The organism is Mesorhizobium sp. M0500 (assembly GCF_040321165.1).
Taxonomy (GTDB): Bacteria; Pseudomonadota; Alphaproteobacteria; order Rhizobiales; family Rhizobiaceae; genus Mesorhizobium.
Genome location: NZ_JAMYRB010000005.1, coordinates 321,957 through 337,829, shown reverse-complemented (window position 1 = coordinate 337,829; position 15,873 = coordinate 321,957). Strand labels below are relative to the sequence as shown.

Below are 15,873 nucleotides of genomic sequence, written 5' to 3'. Positions count from 1 at the left end.
GCTCCGTGCCGGTCGACACAGTCTTCGCCGGCATGCTGGGCCAGGGTGATTAACATTCGCTTAGAGCATCCGGCGCAAAACCGGGCTTTCGGAACTCCCCGTTCCGCCGCTCTGGAGCAATTCCAGGAAAAGTGTGAAGCGGTTTTCCGTCCGGAATTGCGTCAAAACAAAAAGATAGAGCGGTTCGGCGTTTCTGCGAAACGATGAACCGTTCTAGCGGATCTGCCGCCGGATGGCCGGTTTTAGCTTGCCGGCCCCGGTTGTCTGCGGACTGCAGGCCGACGCGGCGGACCCGGCTCGGGATAGGTCTTCGCCGCACGTGCCGGCTGCCCATGAGGGGTTTCGATCAGCGTGATCTTCTGCCAGATCTTTCGCGAGAGGCTCGAAGCCAGGTTCTCGATGTCGTTGACGCCGTCGATGACCACGGCGTCATTGACCGACTGCGCAAACAGCGCGGCGATCTTGCCGGTGATCGACAGCATCTCGGAGCAGTAGTCGAGATAGCGGGCAAGGTCGGCGGCGTTGGTGATGCGGGCTGGCGAATGCGCAGTCGGCTTGAAACTGGCTGAAAGCGTTGCCGGATCCTTGGTCAGCTGGTGCATGTCGATGACGTGGATCAGCGAACGCAGCCCGTGGAGCTGGCGAAACACCCGCTTGCGCTTGATCCGCTCCTCGGAGCGAATCAGGGCCAGAAAGCCCAGCACCGCGAGGATGATCATGTTGAGGGAGGCTTCGATGCCTTGCATCGACTGGAAGGCATCGTGGTTTCCCGAGATGCGGCCGAGCGGCAGGATTGTGCCGACGAACAGGAACATCAGCGCTCCGACGACGAAGGCGGCGATGATGAGGCCGCGCAGCCACCAGATCGGCGCCTCCAGCGCCTTGGCTGCCTTTGCCAGATCGCGCGACAGCGACACGAGCTCGGCGGCGACGCCGCGCAAGCCGGCATCGGGAAAACGCTCGGCGACGCGCTCTTCCAGCCGTTCGGCGGTTTCGAGGATCAGTTTCGAATCAAGCGAGCGGTAGCGCATGACGAAATATCCGATCGGCGCTCAGGGTTCGGCCGGTGCGTTGGTGCGCTTGCCGTAGCGGTTGGGTCCCGGCTGCCCGGGAAATAGGCAAAGCACGAGGAAAGCGATAATCGAGACAACCGGCACGAACAGCACCAGCGCCGCAACGCCCGGCTTGTCGAGGTCGTGCAACCGCTTCACCGCCAGCACCACGTTCGACCAAAGCGAGGCAATGAAGGCGATGAAGAAAATGAACGACCACATGTTGCTCTCGGTAGTGCCTTCCGGAACCAGCGTGAAACGGTAGAGTGGGAGGGCCTGTATGATGGCCACCAGCAGTCCTCCCAGAAAATAGGCCGCGCGGCTGACGCGGCCCGAAGTTCTGAAGAAAAGCCAGATGAGGTCTGATCTGTCAGGCAAGCGAATTCCGTCCGTATTCGTTGAGAAAGATCAATCGCGCAGCAATTCGTTGATCGATGTCTTGGAACGGGTTCTGGCGTCGACCCGCTTGACGATGACGGCGCAGTAGAGGCTGGGGCCGGGCTCGTTGTTTGGAAAAGGCTTGCCCGGCAGCGAGCCGGCGACGACGACGGAATTAGGCGGCACCTCGCCGTAGAAGATCTCGCCGGTGGCGCGGTCGACGATCTTGGTCGACTGGCCGATGAAGACGCCCATGCCGAGCACCGAGCCTTCGCGCACGATGCAGCCTTCGACCACTTCGGAACGGGCGCCGATGAAGCAATTGTCCTCGATGATGGTTGGGCCGGCCTGCATCGGCTCCAGCACACCGCCGATGCCGACGCCGCCCGACAGATGCACATTCTTGCCGATCTGGGCACAGGAGCCGACCGAAGCCCAGGTGTCGACCATGGTGCCGCTGTCGACATAGGCGCCGATATTGACGAAGGACGGCATCAGCACGGCGCCGGGCGCGACATAGGCGGAGCGGCGCACGATCGACGACGGCACGGCGCGGAAGCCCGCCTTCTCAAAATCGACGGCGCTCCAGCCGTCGAACTTCGAAGGCACCTTGTCCCACCATACCGCCTGACCGGGACCGCCCTTTATGATCTCCATCGGGGTGAGCCGGAACGACAGCAGCACCGCTTTCTTCAGCCACTGGTTGACGTGCCATTTGCCGTCGGCCTGCCGCTCGGCGACGCGGGCGACGCCCCGGTCGAGCAGGTCGAGCGCCGATTGGATGGCCTCGCGCGTCTCGCCGCGGGTTGCGGTCGAAATCGTGTCGCGTTCCTCGAAGGCGTTCTCGATAATCTCCTCGAGGCTCGCGAGATCGGGCTTCGACATGAATTCGCTCCATTACCAAGCTGTTAAGGGCCGGCGCCTTAACCTGTTTGAAAGTCGCGCGGACCCTATGTGAAGGCTTGGGGAGGGTCAATCGCGGCAGCGTCACGGGACGGCGCAGGTGAATGATTGGACGGGTAAAGCAAATATGACTCCCATGGAAAAGACGGGATGGACGCCGCTGCCGCATTCGGACGAGGATCTGGAGCGGTCGAGAAGCGTGCCGGACACGCCGCAAACGCGCGCGGAGACATACCGGCTGGCCTGGAACGATCCCGATTTCATGACGCGGCGCGAGTTGCGCGCGGTCAGGCTGCAGCTCGAACTGCTGAAACCGGAGATGATCCTGGCCGAGCGCGGCATCCAATCGACCGTCATCCTGTTCGGCGGCGCCCGCATTCCCGAGCCCGGCGGCGAAGCCTGGGCGGCCAAGAACGAGACGCAGAAGAAGAACCTCGAGCAAAACAGCAAATATTACGAGGAGGCGCGCAAATTCGCCCGCCTCTGCTCGCAGCAATCGGCCACCTCGTTCTTTCGCGAATTCGTCGTGGTGACCGGCGGCGGGCCGGGCGTCATGGAGGCCGGCAATCGTGGCGCCGACGATGTTGGCGCGCCGTCGATCGGTCTCAACATCGTGCTGCCGCACGAGCAGGCGCCAAACGCCTACGTGACGCCGGAACTCTGCTTCAACTTCCACTATTTCGCGGTCCGCAAGATGCATTTCGTCATGCGTGCCAAGGCCGTTGCGGTATTTCCAGGCGGCTTCGGCACGATGGACGAGTTCTTCGAAACGCTGACCCTGATCCAGACCGGCCGCATGGAACGCGTGCCGGTCATCCTGTTCGGCAAGGCTTTCTGGGCAAGGGCGATCGACCTCGATTTCCTCGCCGAGCAAGGCACGATCACGCCCGGCGACCAGGATATCATCGATTTCGTCGACACTGCCGACGAGGCCTGGGGGATCGTCAGCCGCTTCTATAAACTTTGACATGCAAGCAAGGACTTGAAGCGCGCCGGCTGCCTCAAGCAGGGACTTCCACGATCGCCGTGAGAAAGCCGGCGAGGTCGTCGGTGACGAAGTCCACATCGTCCTCGTTGGCCGGGTCGCGTTCCCAGATTTCCGAGAAGGTCGGCTCGAAATTGCGCGGCACCACCAACACTGTGGTCATGCCCAGCGATTTCGGCACCGACAGGTTGCGGGCAAGATCTTCGAACATCACCGCATTTTGCCCGGTAACGGCGTGGAGTTCGGCAAATTTCTCATAGGATTGCCGCGCCGGCTTGGGGTTCAGTCCGGCTGCGACGATATCGAAAATATCATCGAAATGCTCGAGAATGCCCAACTGCCGCGCGGTGCGTTCGGCATGCCGGCGATCGCCATTGGTGAAGATGAATTTACGGCCGGGAAGCTGGCGAATGGCGGTGCCTAGGACGGGATCTGGAACCAGCCAGGAATAATCGATGTCGTGGACCTTCTCGAGAAAATCGTCGGGGTCGATGCCGTGGCGCGTCATCAATCCGTTCAGCGTCGTGCCATATTCGCGGTAGAGCTCCTTTTGCAGCTTGCGTGCTTCCTCGCGCGGCAGCGTCAGCAATTCTCCGACGTAGGCGGTCATCTTCACATCGATCTGCGAGAACAGATTCGAATGATGCGGATAAAGCGTGTTGTCGAGATCGAACACCCAGTCGGTGACATGGGCAAAGCGGGCGGGGTCGGGAAGTGTGGTCATACGTCCTTATGGCACGAAACGATCTTTCTAACAGGAGGTTTATCCACAACCTATGCGCGCCCTGGGTGGTAAAAATGGTGCCATGATTAAAATCTTAAGCATCGCCGAAAGGTGACATTCAGCGCTTTGTTGGAACCAAGACGGACCAGTGGGAGCAAGCGATGAATCGCATATTTCTAAAGTCTGCCGCCATCGCTTTCGCCTCCGTCGCGGTCTCGCTTTTGCTGACGCTGATCGTCGTGCCGGCAATGGGGTTTCCGATCAATCGCACCATCTGGCTGACATCCACCGTGTGCCCGCTCGCGCTTGCCTGGAGCGTCGGCGCCTATACGTTCTGGCAGGGCGAAAGGTTGCAGACCGCGCATCGCGAGCTCGCCCGCGCCCATGCCCAACTCGCCGCCGCGCACAGGCGTTTGGCGGAAAAGGCGAGCCGCGACGACATGACCGGCATGCTCAACCGCGAAAGTTTCTTTGCCGCTCTCGACGGCTCCCGGCGCAAATCCGATCGCGGGGCATTGCTGATCGTCGATGCCGACCATTTCAAGACCATCAACGACAGCTACGGCCATCTGATCGGCGACGATGCGCTGCTCCTGATCGCAAACGCGATAGAGCGTGGCGTGCGCAGCGGCGACGTGCTTGGCCGCATCGGCGGCGAGGAATTCTGCGCCCTTCTGATTGGTGCCACCGAACACGAGGCCAGGCGCGTCGCCGAGCGCATCCGGCGTGAAGTCGAGCGTATCCGTTTCCGGCCCGTCGACGAACGAACGGTTCCGCTGACAGTCAGTATTGGCGGCATCACCTGCGGCAGAGACGCCGCAGTGTCGGAGCTAATGCGCGCCGCCGACCAGCGGCTCTACGAGGCCAAGCATCGCGGCCGCAATCTGTCGATCATCGACCGCGATATTTCCGAAGCCGCCTGAGCTCGGCCCTAAGCCTTCTGCTGCATTCAACCGCGCCGCTGCCAGACTGTCAAAATCCGAAGATGGCGATGCGGAACAGCAGGGCGGCCGCCGCCACCGCCACCAGAGCGATGCCAAGGCCAATGGGAGAGCCCCAGCCATACCACTCCATCGCCAGCTTGGCATATTTGAACTCCTCGGCCGGTGTGAGTGGGCCGCGCGTCGGGGTCTGATTCATGTTTCACTCCTTGCAGGCTGCGACAGGCCTTGCCTTGCGCCTGATGCAGCATATTACTATAATGGACGTAATGTTAGGCAGATTGATAGTTAGATGGTCGAAATAAATTCGTCAAGCATGAATCGGGCCGACATGAAGACCGCCATCAGCCTTGCCATTATGGGCTGGCAGGACGCGACGCAGGCTTATGACGAGGCAGTGGGCGATAGGCTTGGGCTGAGTATGGCGGAACGCCATTGCCTGGCGCTGCTCTATGGCGGCCCGCGATCGGCTGGCGAGGTCGCGGCCGCAACAGGATTGACGCCGGCCGCGGTCACCGCGCTGATCGACCGGCTGGAGGCGCGCGGCCTGCTGACACGAACGCGCAGCCTTGAGGACAGGCGCAAGGTGGTCATAGAGGCGACGGAACTCACGCGAGAACTATCGACGCGCTATTATGGCGCGATCGCGCAGGAGGGGGAAAAGGTGATCGCCACATTCAGCGACACTGAGCTCGCCACGATCCTGCGCTTCGTCACGGCGTCCCTCGACCTTCAGCGCGACCAACTGGCCCGGCTGAAGGCCGAGGCGTTGGAAACAGCCGACAGCCTATAGGCTCGCCGGGTCGAGCGCTGGCTCGCCTTTGCGGCGCGCCACGATCGCCGCAAGATCGGCGGTCTCGAAAGCATCACGCAGGGCGTCGAACGACGGCAGCACGAAATAGGCACGCTGGAACTTGTCGATCTCGTAGCCGGTGCGCATTACGGTTTCCAGGTCGAAGGGGACATGGTGCGCCTCGCCGCCTTCGACCGCGAACTGAAGCTCGGTGAAGGATGACATTAGCCCGGCACCGAAAGCCTTCAGCGGCTGCCCCGGCTCGCGTATCAGCCCGTATTCGACGGTGTACCAGTAAAGCCTGGTGATCATCTCGTCGCCGCCGAGCGCAATCACGCTGTCGGCCTTTTTGCCATACATCTGCATGAAGTCGGCAAAGACCGGCTGCGTCAGGATCGGCACGTGACCGAAGAAATCGTGGAACATGTCGGGCTCGACGATGTAGTCGAGCTCCTTTTGGGTTCGCAGCCAGTTGGTGACCGGGAACCGGCGGTTGGCGAGGTGGTCGAAGAACGGCGCGGCGGGAATGAGCCCCGGCACGGCGACGATCTCCCAGCCGGTGAACTTGCGCAGCTTCTCGCTGACCGCACCGAAATCCGGGATCTTGTCGAGAAGACCGAGCGCCGCGACGCCGTCGAGGTAGGAGTGGTGGGCGAGCTTCCTGGTCAGCTTCGTCTGGCGGTCGCACAGCGTGCGCCACACCGCCTGTTCTTCGTCGCTGTAATTGTAGCCCTGCGCCACGGTGAAATCGGCACGGCAGACCGAATAATCGCCGCGAAGGCCTCGCGCCGCGCATTCGCGGGCATAGTCGGCAACGTTCATTGTCATGGCTTGCTCTCCCTGGAAATCATGATCAACGGATTGCCGGAAATTCTAGCGGGATGGCGCGAGGCAAATCAGCTTTGATGGTGGCTCAAATGCGGGGTTGGAGGTAAAAGACTCCACGATCGAGCTTTGGGAGAGTGAAAATGCCTCAGTTTGATGAATTCGAGATCAAGATGCTCGACATCCTGCAGCGCGACGGGCGCAAGCCGGTCTCCGAATTGGCGCAGGAGATTGGGCTGTCGACGACACCTTGCGCGCGGCGCTTCGAGGCCCTTCAGCAGGCGGGCATCATAAAGGGCTTTGCTGCGGTGCTCAGCCGCCGCGCCGTCGGGCTGATGGTCGAAGTGTTCATCCAGGTGCGCCTCGTAACCCACAGCGACGGCTCGCCAGAAACCTTTATCGCCGCCGTGCAGCGCATGGACGAGGTGTCGTCGTGCTGGACGATGACTGGAGACTACGATTTCCTGCTGCATGTCATGGTGCCGTCGGTCGACGAGCTCAATGCCTTCGTCATGCACCGGCTGATGCGGCTCGAAGGCGTGCGCGACGTACACACGCAGCTTGTGCTGCAGAACATCAAGGGGCCCGGCCATGTGCCGCTGGCACATCTCAGACGATAGGCATTTCTGCGGAAAAGCTGCACACAAACTGCTGAAGCTGGCCAATCTCCAGAGCTAGATCGCCGACTACGACATGCGGACCGCCATTGCATAAGGCCCGCCATGAAAATCGTCCTGATCAACCCGCCGCATACCGCCATCGGCAGCCGTGTGCCGGACGACCATCTGCCGCCGCTCGGTTTGCTGGCACTGGGCGGTCCGCTGATCGACGCGGGACACGAGGTGCGGCTCGTCGATGCCGAATTCGGGCCGATGCCGCTTGCCACGCTGGTCTGGGACGCCTTGAGCGACCATCCCGACTGCATTCTGATCGGCCATTCCGGCTCGACCTCTGCACATCCGACAGCCCTGCTGATCGCCGGCATGGTCAAGGACATCGAGCCAGCGACAATCCTGATTTATGGCGGCGTGTTTCCGACCTATCACTGGCGCGACATACTGGCCGAAACGAAGGTCTTCGACTTCATCGTGCGCGGCGAGGGCGAGGCGACCATCGTCGCGCTGGTCGAAGCGCTTGAGAAACGCAAGCCGCTGTCGGACGTGGCGGGGATCGCTTTTCCTGACGATTTGCGCCGTCCTTTTGCCACCCGGCCGGCAAGGACGATCGCCAATTTCGACGATTACCGCATCGGCTGGGAACTGATCGACTTCAGTCGCTACAGCTATTGGGGCGGCAAGCGCGCAGTAGTCATGCAGTTCTCGCGAGGCTGTCCGCATCTGTGCAACTATTGCGGCCAGCGCGGCTTCTGGACGCGCTGGCGGCACCGCGACCCCGGGAAGTTCGCGCGGGAGATTGCCTGGCTATACCGCGAGCAAGGCGTCGAGCTGATCAACCTTGCCGACGAGAACCCGACGTCGTCCAAAAAAGCCTGGCGCGCCTTTCTCGATGCGATGATCGCCGAGAATGTGCCGGTGCTGATCGTCGGCTCCACCCGCGCCGACGACATCGTCCGCGACGCCGACAGCCTGCATCTCTATCGCCAGGCCGGCGTCATCCGCTGGCTGCTTGGCATGGAAAATACCGACGAGCAGACGCTTGCATTGATCCGCAAGGGCGGCAGCACCTCATCCGACCGCGAGGCGATACGGCTGCTGCGCCTCAATGGCATCTTGTCGATGGCGACCTGGGTGGCCGGTTTCGAGGACGAAAGTTTGCGCGACCTCTGGCGCGGCTTCCGCCAGCTGATCGCTTATGACCCCGACCAGATCCAGGCGCTCTATGTAACGCCGCACCGCTGGACGCCGTTCTTCAGGATTGCCAGGGACCGCAAGGTGATCCAACTGGACGCCCGCCTGTGGGACTACAAGCACCAGGTGCTGCGGATGACGCGCCTCAAGCCGTGGATGTTGTTCTTCGCCATCAAGCTGATCGAACTGGCCGTGCAGTCGCGGCCCAAGGCGCTGGCGCGCATCCTGTTCCACAAGGATCCGGAGCAACGGCATTCGATGCGCTGGTACACCAAAATGGGCCGCCGCGTCTGGTTCCGCGAAGTCTGGGGCTTTCTGGTCCGCGACCGCCGCCTGAAAAATGGCCCGACGCTCGCCGAATTCTGGGGCGCGCCGCAAGACGAGGAAGAGGAATCGATGGTTGTCGAACGCCTGTCGCGTCAGTCCGTGACCGCTATTTCGCCAAACGCCTGAGCCCCTCAGACACCCGGCCTCACGGCACGATCAGCGTGCCGGCGCCGTGTTCGGTGAACAGCTCGAGCAGCACCGCATGCGGCGTCTTGCCGTTGAGGATGACGACGCCTGCGACGCCGCGCTCGATTGCCTCGATGCAGGTCTCGACTTTGGGGATCATGCCGCCCGAGACAGTGCCGTCCTTGATCAGGGCCTTGGCCTCGGCCACGGTCAACTCGTCGATCAGCTTCTTGTCCTTGTCGAGCACGCCGGGCACGTCGGTAAGGAACAGCAGGCGCGTCGCCTGGCAGGCGCCGGCGATGGCGCCGGCAAAAGTGTCGGCGTTGATGTTGTAGGTATGGCCGTCGCGGCCGGGCGCCACCGGCGCCAGCACCGGGATCATTTCGGACCGCGCCAGGAGGTCGAGCAATGTGCGGTCGACCTCGACAGGCTCACCAACGAAGCCCAGGTCGAGCACCCGCTCGATGTTGGAATCCGGATCGATCATGGTCTTGCGCGCCTTTTCGGCAAACACCATGTTGCCGTCCTTGCCGCACAGCCCGATCGCCCACTCGCCCTCGGCATTGATCAGCGCGACGATCTCCTTGTTGATCGACCCGGCCAGCACCATCTCGACAATCTCGACGGTCTTCTGGTCGGTGACGCGCAAGCCGCCCTCGAATTTGGATTCGATGCCCATCTTGCTGAGCATGGCGCCGATCTGCGGCCCGCCGCCATGCACGACGATCGGGTTGACGCCGGATTGTTTCAAAAGTGCGATGTCGCGGGCGAAAGCCTTGCCGAGCGCGATGTCGCCCATCGCGTGGCCGCCATATTTCACCACGACCGTCTTGTTCTCGTAGCGCTGCATATAGGGCAGCGCCCTTGAAAGCAGCGCGGCCTGCATTTCGGCGGTGGCGGCGACATCCGTCATCGGCGTGGTTCCCAGCTTGGCATGAACGGCGGCGTCTTAGCGAGAATTGGACGAGGGGGCAAACGGCTTTGCTGTCACGATCGATCAAATCACCGCCTATGCCGGCCGCTGCAGCGGCGCCCGTCGGCCCAGCCAGCCCGAGATCCTTTCCATCTGCGCGGCGAACGACAAAAGCGTTTCCTCGTCGCCGGGGCGGCCGGCGGCCTGGACGCCGAGCGGCAGGCCGGCATCGGTGACGTAAACCGGAAGCGTGATCGACGGTTGCCCGCTGACGTTCTGGATCGCCGGCCAGTGGGTGAACCACAGGCTCTTGTCCATCAGCTGGCCGAATAGCGGCTTGAACTTCAGCAGGCCGGCGAGGCGCAGTCTGTCCAGAACATTCTCGATGAATTCGTCGGCGCCTTTCGGGTCCATGGTGCCGCAGGCGAGCGGCGGGTGCGCGATGACAGGCATCAGCACTGCATCATAGTGCGCGGTTTCGGTGATAAGCCGGCGCGAGGTTGCGTGCAGCCGCTGCAGGCCGGCATAGATTTCGCCGGCCGAGAGAATTTCACCGAACCGGCTCATCACGCGCGTGGCGCGTTCGATGTCGCCTGAGATGGAGCGGCCGACGCGCAAGGCCTCGCCACGCATCGTGCCGGCCACCGCCGCAGCGACGGTTCTGGCGAAATCGGCGATGAAATCGCGATCGATATAGGGCAGGTCGATCTCCTCGACGCTGTGTCCGCCTTCGCGCGCCAGCCCGATCGCCGCATCCAGAGCTTTCAACGTCTCTTCCGATATCGGCAGGCCGAGCGGCGATTTTCGATAGAAGGCGAGCTTGAGCTTGCCCGGATCGCGCCCGGCGGCCGCAGTGAAACTGCCGTTCGGCGAGGGTGCCGCGTAGGGCGACAGCGGGTCGGGCCCGTGGGTCAGGTCGAGCAGCAGGGCCGTATCGCGCACCGAGCGGGCCAGCGCATGGTCGACGACGAAGCCGTACCAGCTTTCGGTGACGAGCGGCGTCAAGGGTACGCGGCCGCGCGAGGTTTTCAGCCCGATCAGCCCGGTACAAGCCGCAGGCACCCTGATCGAGCCGCCGCCATCCGAGGCATGTGCCACCGGCACGACGCCGGCCGCGACCAGCGCAGCCGCACCGCCTGAGGAACCGCCGGTCGTATGCGCGGTGTCCCATGGGTTGCGGGTGATGCCGAAAGCCGCCGATTCGGTCACCAGCCTCAGCCCGTGTTCGGGTGCGGTGCTGGTGGCGATCGGAATCAGGCCGGCGGCCAGATAGCGCTCCGTCATCACCGAGCTGAAATCGGGGGTGAAGGCCGGGATGCGGCTGCCGCCATGCGTCGGCACGCCCTTCATAGCGATGCCAAGATCCTTCAGCGCAAAGGGCACTCCGGCAAACGGCAGCTTGCGATCGACGGTTTTCGCCCGCGCCCGCGCCGCCTCATAGAGCGGTTCGGCGATGGCGTTGATCTCCGGGTGGGTGGCCTCGGCCCGGGCGATCGCCGCATCGACGAGATCTTGCGGTGTAATCTCTCCCTTGTGCACGAGTGCGACCTGGCCGGTTGCGTCATGCTCCCACAGAACCCGCTCGATCGACATGGTCGCCCTCCCGCTCATTGCAAGCTAGCGGGCGGCGATTTCATTGGCAATCGACGCTGGCGCTGCCGGTGCGCAAGACCATTTCAGTCGTTGCAAATACATTGCAATCGCCTAATTTGGCGGCGGATGACGCCGCAGGACATCAGCAACCTGATTGTCCGGACTTCGATGAAGGACCGGGCTGCGTTCGATCTGCTCTACCGGCAGACCAGCGCGAAACTTTTCGGCGTCTGCCTTCGTGTATTGAAGGATCGGGGAGATGCAGAAGAGGCGCTTCAAGAGGTCTTCGTCAAGATATGGACGAAGGCGGACCGTTTCGCCGTTTCGGATCTGAGCCCGATCTCTTGGCTGGTGGCCATTGCGCGCAATCATGCGATCGATCGGATCAGGGCGCGGCGAGAGCCTGCCGCCTATATCGATGCCGCGCTCGACGTGGCCGATCCGGCGCCGGGGCCGGAGGCCATGGCCGTGGCGGGCGGTGAGTCCGAACGCATCTACCATTGTCTCAAGGAATTGGAGAAGGACCGGGCGGCGGCCGTCCGGGGCGCCTATCTGGATGGCAAAAGCTATGCCGAACTGGCGGAGCGCTATGGCGTACCGCTGAACACGATGCGGACCTGGCTGCGCCGCAGCCTGTTGAAACTGAGAGAATGCCTGGAAAGATGACGCTGGCTGACGACAATGGACCGGAACGTGGGGGCGACGACCTGTTCGCCGCCGAATACGTTCTTGGCGTTCTGGCCGCCGATGAACGCGAGATCGCGTCGCGCCGCATCGATGCGGACGCCGCCTTCGCGCGCCTTGTCGATGCCTGGGAGGCGCATCTTTCGCCGATGGCCGCCGCCTATCCGGAGACAGAGCCTCCGATCAGGGTCAAGGAAGCATTGGACCGCCGGCTGTTCGCTGCAGAGCCGCGCGCCGGCCTGTGGTCGAGCCTTGGCTTCTGGCGCGGTCTTGCCGCCGCCGCCATTGCGGCGCTGGCGATCTACATCGCCGTGCCTTACTTCCGCCCGTCCACCGAACCGCCGCAGGCGCGGCTTGTCGCCTCGCTGGCGGCCGAAGGCAGCGACGTCAAATATCTCGTCGTCTACGATGCCGCCCGTCACGAGGTCGGTCTTTCCCACGTTTCCGGCGAGCGGGCCGCCGGCAAGGACTTCGAGCTGTGGATGATCGAAGGCAAGAAGGCGCCGGTGTCGATGGGCGTCATCCCGGCCGGTGCGACCGCGCATTTGGCCATCCCGCCCGCCGTCCAGGAGAAATTGGCGAAAGGCGCCGTGCTTGCGGTCAGCGTTGAGCCTGCCGGCGGTTCACCGACCGGCCAGCCGACTGGACCGGTGGTCGCAGCGGGCGATCTGAAGAGCATCTGACCGCTTCTCATCTCCGGAAGCAGACCTGAAATCTATCTCCCGCGATTGAAACGCCTGCAAAGCTTGTTGGCGGCTGTCGATCCGCGCCGGGCAAATTGCAGCGACAAATATTTTTTTGCGGAGAGGACGAAACTCCAGCATTTCTATCGCGTATCTCCTTGCGTTCCCAAATGAGGGGAACGATAACCCGAGGAGATTGAAATCATGCGTAAATTCGCCACCCTTTTGCTTGCCGGCACGGTCGCCATATCCGCGCTCGCCACCATTGCCTATGCTCAAAATCCGATGGTCGGCGGCGCCGCCATGTATGCCCAGAAAAACATCGTCGAAAATGCTGTCAACTCGAAGGACCACACGACGCTGGTCGCTGCCGTCAAGGCAGGCGGCCTGGTCGATACGCTGCAAAGCGCTGGCCCCTTCACTGTGTTCGCGCCGACCAACGAGGCCTTTGCGGCACTTCCAGCCGGCACGGTGGAGACGCTGCTCAGGCCTGAAAACAAGGACAAGCTCGTCAAGATCCTGACTTGCCATGTCATCGGCGCCAAAGCGATGGCCGCCGACGTGGCCAAGATGGTGAAGAACGACGGCGGCACCCACAAGGTCAAGACGGTCGGTGGTTGCGAACTGTCGCTCAAGGCCGACGGCGGCAAGGTCACCGTGACCGACGAGAACGGCAACGTCGCCAATGTGACGATCGCCGATGTCGAGCAGTCCAACGGCGTCATCCACGTCGTCGACAAGGTTCTCCTGCCGAAGATGTAACAAACGCACGCTGCCGGCGAAGATATCGCTAAGGGCCTCCCTGCGCACACTCCGCGCCGTTCACGCAAGATGTGGATAGGCGCGGAGTCCCGCTTTGAGGACAGCGATCGTCACCGGCTTTTGATTTCCGTGTGGCGGTCGAATTTGGCACAAGCAATGACAGGAGGAATGGCCATGAACCGTCGCGAGCTTCTTTTGAGTGGTGCGGCAGCCATTGGCGTTGTCGCAGGCGCCACCGCGCTGCGCATGGGCGGAGCCCAGGATGCAGGCGCGGCTGAGACTTTCGAGGTTACCAAGACCGAAGCCGAGTGGCGCGCCATCCTGTCCGACGCGGCCTTCAATGTGCTGCGCAAGGAGGGCACGGAATACCCGGGCACCAGTCCGCTGCTCAACGAGCACCGCAAAGGCATCTTCGCTTGCGCCGGCTGCGGCCTGCCGGTCTATTCGTCAGAGACCAAGTTCGATTCCGGCACAGGCTGGCCGAGCTTCTGGCAGGAAATCCCGAATTCCGTCGGCAAGACCGTGGACAGGTCTTTGGGCATGACCCGCACGGAGGTCCATTGTCGCCGCTGCGGCGGCCATCTCGGCCACGTATTCGACGACGGTCCGCCGCCGACCGGGTTGCGACACTGCATCAATGGCGTTGCCTTGACCTTCAAGCCGGCGACGGCGTGAGGACGGCTGCGACCCTGACTTTGTCGGAGCGCGAGAGGACTTCGTAATGGTTGATTTTGCGCATGACCCCGAAAATCGCATTTCGGGGTCATGCGCGAGGGCGCCAGGCGGGGGATCCAGCGCGCCTCAATGGCCTCCGCCACCGCCGCCCTGAGCGGCTGGCTTGCGGATCACCAGGGTGAAGAGCCCAAGCGTCGCGAACAAAACCGTCAGCATGAAGAATACGTCCATGAACGACAGCAGCGACGCCTGCTGCTGGACCATGCCTGACAGTTTGGAGATGGCCGCCTTGGAGGCGTCGAGCCCGGCGGTCTGCTCGAAGTTGAGCGTCATGTTCTGCAGCTTCTGCTGCGCAGCGGCACTTCCCCATTGCACGTGCTCGGAGAGCCTGGCGTAGTGGAAGGCATTGCGGTCGATCAGCACGGTGTTGATGACTGCCAGGCCGACGGCGCCGCCGAGATTGCGGGTCAGGTTGAACAGGCCAGACGCATTCTTCAGCCGCTCCGGCGGCAAGGTTCCGAGCGCAATGTTGTTGATCGGCACCATGCAAAGCATCATCGAGCAGCCGCGCAGGATCTGCGGGATCAGCAGTTCATAGAAATCCCAGTCGGCGGTTAGATGCGTCATCCACCAGGTCCCCGTGGCGAAGCCGAAGAAGCCGATCATCATCATGATGCGCGGGTCCATCTTGTTCGACAGGATGCCGGAGATCGGCGCAGTGAAGAACATGGCTAGGCCGCTGACGAACAGCGCCTCGCCGATCATCATCGAATCGTAGCCGCGGATCCGCCCCAGGAACACCGGATAAAGATAGGTCAGACCGTAGAGGCCGATGCCGACGACGAAGGAGAACAGCGAGCCGAAGGCAAAATTGATATTGCTGAAAGCCCTCAGATCGACAATCGGCTCCTCGGCGGTGAACACGCGCCAGAAGAACAGCACCGCGCCGAAGGTCATGATGACGGCGCAGATGAACACCGCCTGATCCTGCAGCCAGTCGTTGTTGGGACCTTCCTCCAGCACATATTCCATGCAGCCCAGGAAGGCGGCCATGCCGGCAAGCCCCCACCAGTCGAACTTGCTGAACAGCTTGAGATTGGGTTTGTCGAAGTCGATCAGCGACCAGGCGGCCGTCGTCACCAGAATGCCGGGCACGACGTTGACCAGGAACAGCCAGTGCCAGGACATGGCATGGCTGATATAGCCGCCGACGGTCGGGCCGATGGTTGGCGCCAGCGTCGCCACCAGGCCGATCATCGGCGAGACGATGGCGCGACGCGACGGCGGGAAGATGGTGAAGGCGGCTGCAAAGACGCTCGGGATCATGCCGCCGCCGATGAAGCCCTGCACGGCGCGGTAGACGATCATCTGGTCGATATTGGTTGCGGTCGCCGCCAGCGCGCTGGCCGCGGTGAAACCTGCCGCCGAGATTGTGAACAGCACCCGCGTCGACAGCATCCGGCTGAGGAAGCCCGACAGCGGGATCATCACCACCTCGGCAATCAGATACGCCGTCTGCACCCACGGAATCTCGTCCGAACTGGCGCTCAGGCCCGCCTGGATCTCGGCCAGCGAGGCCGAGACGATCTGGATGTCCAGGATGGCCATGAACATGCCGAACACCATTGCCAGGAAGGCGATGACGCGGCGTGTCGAGATGTGGTCAACCGGCGCCGGCATGGCTGGCGTCGGCGCCGATCC

General features: G+C 62.6%; 18 protein-coding genes. 9 read left to right on the top strand and 9 right to left on the bottom strand.

Going from position 1 to position 15,873, the window contains the following annotated elements:
* Positions 1 to 242: 242 nt before the first annotated feature.
* From NKI70_RS13060 to dapD, 3 genes are read right to left on the bottom strand one after another with little or no spacing between them, the layout of a single operon-like run.
* Complete coding sequence (locus NKI70_RS13060) at positions 243 to 1,031, bottom strand: hypothetical protein (protein WP_352568523.1); 789 nt, start codon at positions 1,029 to 1,031, stop codon at positions 243 to 245.
* A gap of 21 nt (positions 1,032 to 1,052) precedes the next feature.
* On the bottom strand, positions 1,053 to 1,430 hold the full coding sequence (locus NKI70_RS13055; RefSeq protein ID WP_023677473.1) for a DUF805 domain-containing protein: 378 nt from the start codon (positions 1,428 to 1,430) through the stop codon (positions 1,053 to 1,055).
* Positions 1,431 to 1,460: 30 nt separating this feature from the next.
* A complete protein-coding gene (dapD, locus tag NKI70_RS13050) occupies positions 1,461 to 2,315 on the bottom strand; it encodes a 2,3,4,5-tetrahydropyridine-2,6-dicarboxylate N-succinyltransferase (RefSeq protein ID WP_352620596.1) in 855 nt (284 codons plus the stop codon).
* A 145-nt stretch (positions 2,316 to 2,460) separates the two neighbouring features.
* Between dapD and NKI70_RS13045 the strand changes: the two genes are divergently transcribed.
* Positions 2,461 to 3,300 carry an LOG family protein gene (locus NKI70_RS13045; RefSeq protein WP_352724655.1) on the top strand — a complete coding sequence of 280 codons (840 nt, stop codon included), beginning with the start codon at positions 2,461 to 2,463 and terminating at the stop codon, positions 3,298 to 3,300.
* A gap of 34 nt (positions 3,301 to 3,334) precedes the next feature.
* Here NKI70_RS13045 and NKI70_RS13040 read toward each other — a convergent pair whose 3' ends face one another.
* Positions 3,335 to 4,042, bottom strand: coding sequence for a pyrimidine 5'-nucleotidase (locus tag NKI70_RS13040; RefSeq protein WP_023677476.1), 708 nt, complete (start codon positions 4,040 to 4,042; stop codon positions 3,335 to 3,337).
* A gap of 161 nt (positions 4,043 to 4,203) precedes the next feature.
* Here NKI70_RS13040 and NKI70_RS13035 point away from each other — a divergent pair, with 161 nt between their 5' ends.
* Entirely contained in the window at positions 4,204 to 4,965 is a 762-nt protein-coding gene (locus NKI70_RS13035) for a GGDEF domain-containing protein (protein ID WP_352568520.1), read from the top strand.
* A 49-nt stretch (positions 4,966 to 5,014) separates the two neighbouring features.
* Here NKI70_RS13035 and NKI70_RS13030 read toward each other — a convergent pair whose 3' ends face one another.
* Positions 5,015 to 5,182 carry a hypothetical protein gene (locus NKI70_RS13030; protein WP_352455979.1) on the bottom strand — a complete coding sequence of 56 codons (168 nt, stop codon included), beginning with the start codon at positions 5,180 to 5,182 and terminating at the stop codon, positions 5,015 to 5,017.
* A 93-nt stretch (positions 5,183 to 5,275) separates the two neighbouring features.
* Here NKI70_RS13030 and NKI70_RS13025 point away from each other — a divergent pair, with 93 nt between their 5' ends.
* Positions 5,276 to 5,776, top strand: coding sequence for a MarR family winged helix-turn-helix transcriptional regulator (locus NKI70_RS13025; RefSeq protein ID WP_023677479.1), 501 nt, complete (start codon positions 5,276 to 5,278; stop codon positions 5,774 to 5,776).
* On the opposite strand, the gene phhA is transcribed toward NKI70_RS13025, so the two are convergent.
* Positions 5,771 to 6,604: a phenylalanine 4-monooxygenase gene (gene phhA, locus NKI70_RS13020; protein ID WP_352697248.1), complete on the bottom strand. Its 834-nt coding sequence runs from the start codon at positions 6,602 to 6,604 to the stop codon at positions 5,771 to 5,773. The genes NKI70_RS13025 and phhA overlap by 6 nt on opposite strands.
* Before the next feature lie 140 nt (positions 6,605 to 6,744).
* On the opposite strand from phhA, the gene NKI70_RS13015 reads away from it, so the two are divergent.
* Entirely contained in the window at positions 6,745 to 7,221 is a 477-nt protein-coding gene (locus NKI70_RS13015) for an Lrp/AsnC family transcriptional regulator (RefSeq protein ID WP_023677481.1), read from the top strand.
* A gap of 102 nt (positions 7,222 to 7,323) precedes the next feature.
* Positions 7,324 to 8,862, top strand: a complete 1,539-nt coding sequence (bchE, locus tag NKI70_RS13010) for a magnesium-protoporphyrin IX monomethyl ester anaerobic oxidative cyclase (protein ID WP_352724654.1) — start codon at positions 7,324 to 7,326, stop codon at positions 8,860 to 8,862.
* 19 nt (positions 8,863 to 8,881) lie between these two features.
* Here the strand turns inward: bchE and argB are convergent, their stop codons facing one another.
* Entirely contained in the window at positions 8,882 to 9,775 is an 894-nt protein-coding gene (argB, locus tag NKI70_RS13005; RefSeq protein ID WP_023677482.1) for an acetylglutamate kinase, read from the bottom strand.
* Between the two features lie 96 nt (positions 9,776 to 9,871).
* The gene (locus NKI70_RS13000) at positions 9,872 to 11,368 is read right to left on the bottom strand and encodes an amidase (protein ID WP_352724653.1); all 1,497 of its coding nucleotides are present in this window, start codon (positions 11,366 to 11,368) and stop codon (positions 9,872 to 9,874) included.
* A gap of 126 nt (positions 11,369 to 11,494) precedes the next feature.
* Between NKI70_RS13000 and NKI70_RS12995 the strand changes: the two genes are divergently transcribed.
* The 4 genes from NKI70_RS12995 to msrB all read left to right on the top strand — a co-directional run bounded on the left by NKI70_RS12995 (position 11,495) and on the right by msrB (position 14,172).
* Positions 11,495 to 12,034: a sigma-70 family RNA polymerase sigma factor gene (locus tag NKI70_RS12995; RefSeq protein WP_023677484.1), complete on the top strand. Its 540-nt coding sequence runs from the start codon at positions 11,495 to 11,497 to the stop codon at positions 12,032 to 12,034.
* Positions 12,031 to 12,735 carry an anti-sigma factor gene (locus tag NKI70_RS12990; RefSeq protein ID WP_023677485.1) on the top strand — a complete coding sequence of 235 codons (705 nt, stop codon included), beginning with the start codon at positions 12,031 to 12,033 and terminating at the stop codon, positions 12,733 to 12,735. Before NKI70_RS12995 ends, NKI70_RS12990 begins: the two co-directional genes overlap by 4 nt.
* Before the next feature lie 204 nt (positions 12,736 to 12,939).
* Positions 12,940 to 13,497, top strand: a complete 558-nt coding sequence (locus tag NKI70_RS12985) for a fasciclin domain-containing protein (protein ID WP_023677486.1) — start codon at positions 12,940 to 12,942, stop codon at positions 13,495 to 13,497.
* A 174-nt stretch (positions 13,498 to 13,671) separates the two neighbouring features.
* On the top strand, positions 13,672 to 14,172 hold the full coding sequence (msrB, locus tag NKI70_RS12980; RefSeq protein ID WP_352588543.1) for a peptide-methionine (R)-S-oxide reductase MsrB: 501 nt from the start codon (positions 13,672 to 13,674) through the stop codon (positions 14,170 to 14,172).
* A gap of 126 nt (positions 14,173 to 14,298) precedes the next feature.
* Here msrB and NKI70_RS12975 read toward each other — a convergent pair whose 3' ends face one another.
* Positions 14,299 to 15,852 (bottom strand): DHA2 family efflux MFS transporter permease subunit, encoded by a 1,554-nt coding sequence (locus tag NKI70_RS12975; RefSeq protein WP_352588947.1) that lies wholly within the window; start codon positions 15,850 to 15,852, stop codon positions 14,299 to 14,301.
* Positions 15,853 to 15,873: the final 21 nt, after the last annotated feature.

What these genes read in the sequence shown, in the direction of transcription:
- NKI70_RS13035 (WP_352568520.1), top strand. Translation starts at nt 4,204, where the DNA reads ATGAATCGCATATTTCTAAAGTCTGCCGCCATCGCTTTCGCCTCCGTC.
- NKI70_RS13040 (WP_023677476.1), bottom strand. Translation starts at nt 4,042, where the DNA reads ATGACCACACTTCCCGACCCCGCCCGCTTTGCCCATGTCACCGACTGG.
- bchE (WP_352724654.1), top strand. Translation starts at nt 7,324, where the DNA reads ATGAAAATCGTCCTGATCAACCCGCCGCATACCGCCATCGGCAGCCGT.
- phhA (WP_352697248.1), bottom strand. Translation starts at nt 6,604, where the DNA reads ATGACAATGAACGTTGCCGACTATGCCCGCGAATGCGCGGCGCGAGGC.
- NKI70_RS12985 (WP_023677486.1), top strand. Translation starts at nt 12,940, where the DNA reads ATGCGTAAATTCGCCACCCTTTTGCTTGCCGGCACGGTCGCCATATCC.
- NKI70_RS12990 (WP_023677485.1), top strand. Translation starts at nt 12,031, where the DNA reads ATGACGCTGGCTGACGACAATGGACCGGAACGTGGGGGCGACGACCTG.
- msrB (WP_352588543.1), top strand. Translation starts at nt 13,672, where the DNA reads ATGAACCGTCGCGAGCTTCTTTTGAGTGGTGCGGCAGCCATTGGCGTT.
- NKI70_RS12995 (WP_023677484.1), top strand. Translation starts at nt 11,495, where the DNA reads ATGACGCCGCAGGACATCAGCAACCTGATTGTCCGGACTTCGATGAAG.
- argB (WP_023677482.1), bottom strand. Translation starts at nt 9,775, where the DNA reads ATGACGGATGTCGCCGCCACCGCCGAAATGCAGGCCGCGCTGCTTTCA.
- NKI70_RS13000 (WP_352724653.1), bottom strand. Translation starts at nt 11,368, where the DNA reads ATGTCGATCGAGCGGGTTCTGTGGGAGCATGACGCAACCGGCCAGGTC.
- NKI70_RS12975 (WP_352588947.1), bottom strand. Translation starts at nt 15,852, where the DNA reads ATGCCGGCGCCGGTTGACCACATCTCGACACGCCGCGTCATCGCCTTC.
- NKI70_RS13060 (WP_352568523.1), bottom strand. Translation starts at nt 1,031, where the DNA reads ATGCGCTACCGCTCGCTTGATTCGAAACTGATCCTCGAAACCGCCGAA.
- NKI70_RS13025 (WP_023677479.1), top strand. Translation starts at nt 5,276, where the DNA reads ATGGTCGAAATAAATTCGTCAAGCATGAATCGGGCCGACATGAAGACC.
- NKI70_RS13030 (WP_352455979.1), bottom strand. Translation starts at nt 5,182, where the DNA reads ATGAATCAGACCCCGACGCGCGGCCCACTCACACCGGCCGAGGAGTTC.
- dapD (WP_352620596.1), bottom strand. Translation starts at nt 2,315, where the DNA reads ATGTCGAAGCCCGATCTCGCGAGCCTCGAGGAGATTATCGAGAACGCC.
- NKI70_RS13015 (WP_023677481.1), top strand. Translation starts at nt 6,745, where the DNA reads ATGCCTCAGTTTGATGAATTCGAGATCAAGATGCTCGACATCCTGCAG.
- NKI70_RS13045 (WP_352724655.1), top strand. Translation starts at nt 2,461, where the DNA reads ATGACTCCCATGGAAAAGACGGGATGGACGCCGCTGCCGCATTCGGAC.